This is a genomic window from Salinicoccus siamensis (assembly GCF_042429615.1).
GTDB classification, from domain to species: domain Bacteria; phylum Bacillota; class Bacilli; order Staphylococcales; family Salinicoccaceae; genus Salinicoccus; species Salinicoccus siamensis.
Genome location: NZ_JBHMAH010000049.1, coordinates 1 through 1,807, shown reverse-complemented (window position 1 = coordinate 1,807; position 1,807 = coordinate 1). Strand labels below are relative to the sequence as shown.

Annotated in this window: 2 protein-coding genes; both read left to right on the top strand. The window is 45.3% G+C overall.

The genetic code is table 11. The annotated features are described in order from the left end of the window. On the top strand, window positions 1-345 hold a 345-nt coding region (locus ACFFLE_RS11195; RefSeq protein ID WP_380572286.1), incomplete at its 5' end, for a hypothetical protein. 307 nt (window positions 346-652) lie between these two features. Beyond that, the gene (locus ACFFLE_RS11190; protein ID WP_380572284.1) at window positions 653-1,546 is read left to right on the top strand and encodes a hypothetical protein; all 894 of its coding nucleotides are present in this window, start codon (window positions 653-655) and stop codon (window positions 1,544-1,546) included. Window positions 1,547-1,807 lie beyond the last annotated feature (261 nt).

Here is a 1,807-nt window from a genome sequence, read left to right as displayed (position 1 = left end):
CTTCTAGATGTCCAGGAAACCCCTTCAAAGGCCAATGCAGTCAATGAAGAGATTAATGGGCCAGACGGTAAAAGTGAACGCCTAGAGTATGCTATTACGCTTTTAGAGCACCTTTTAACCAATCAAAAGGATTTAGATGAGCGATTAAAGAAAATAGAGGCACAACACCTACAGATAGAAACATCTACACACACAAATGAAGAAGATGAGAAGAGTGAAGCCCCATTTTCAGAAGACAGTGCTACGGAACTCCCCCAAAATCAGGAGGATAACGAAGTAATCGATGCCCCACAAGCACATAAAAAAACAGGCGGTTTCTGGGCCCGCCTGTTTGGTCGATTATAATCAATATGTAATTATAGTTTGCACTACTTCATGAAAACCGATACAATTATCTGTAAATAACTGAACGGAAAATATAAAGAGTACCTGCATTACAGGACAGCTACCAACTATCCTGTAATCGCTCACCGTGAATCCCCCACGGCAAACACTTAGGTACTCTTCGTTATCTTTATGATACCCGTATTATAGCGATTTTTAAACTATTTTACAAGGATTCAAGATAACGAAGGGTCATTTTTTCTAAGAGTGTCGCCGTAGACTTACGGCGACACTCTTTTGCTTTTCTGAACCGAAAGGACTGGAAATCATGACCACACACTACACACTCGTCCACTTCACCGACTACCAAAACTTCGACAGCATCCAAGAAATGGATGCGACCGTCCGCCAATTCAATGCCCGTATCAGCAAACCACACTATGAGACGCTCAATGTCTTAAAACAACATTCCTGTAAGGTGATCGGAGTGTCACATCTGAAGGTGGCGACGATTGCCAATGCGGTGGGGCGGTCGACCCGTGCCATCCACCGTCATCTCAAATACTTGGCCGACAATGGCTTCATTACAGTGGCCAACACCTCCCGTAAAAAATCCGGCGGCAAGGGTGCGAACATCTACATCATCAATCGAATCGATCAGCAGAAAGCCATTCAAAAAAAGCATGTGTCATATCGTAAAGCGTCGCATCGCAACACGGTGAAAACGGCCGTCAAACGCCAACAACAGCAAGCATTTGCGTACATCAAGGTCAAAAAACAAACTATGTATTCTTTAAAACTATTAAATTCTCTGTTTAGTAGTACAGGCCGTAAATATAAGCGCATGCGCAAAAAAATGAAATTAACCCGCATCGACAACATCAAAAATGCCACATTCGCCAATCGCATTGTACCCGAGGGGATTTACCACCAATTCATCCCCTTCTTCAGTGACGCCCAATTGACTGCCCTATACAAGACCGCTGTGAATCGTTTGGCCACATTTGATCTAGACGCCATCCAACAGAATGATGCCATCACCTATGGCCTGGAATCCTTGGTTAAAGCCCTCCGTCGGTACCACCGCGGCGAAGGCGAGCCCGTCTATAATCTCTATGCCTATTTGAATCGAACCCTGCTGCACATTGGGTTTAATGGTGAGTTCTATGACGATGTCTATGCCTATACCAATGCGGCCGATTTTAGAACTGCAATGGCTTGATTGATCTAACGACAGATTCTTCTGTGACCGGTGTTGCAGGGTGTGTTACATCTTTTCTAATGGGGCGTATCCCTCATCTCCCGATCGTCACAGTGTGTGATTTTGGAGATATGATGTTTCCAAACACTTTCTAAATGGGGGTATAAAGGGGGGGCAAACAGGGGGTCAGTGCGTCCGTTTGCATTTAGACAGGTTATGGACGCCCGCATACCCGTCACGCCGCCCACGGCCGCCATATTCGAAGGGGTGTGTTACCCTTCT

Bases quoted from the DNA above. Each gene is read 5' to 3' on its own strand.
- ACFFLE_RS11190 (WP_380572284.1), top strand. From the start codon at position 653: ATGACCACACACTACACACTCGTCCACTTCACCGACTACCAAAACTTC.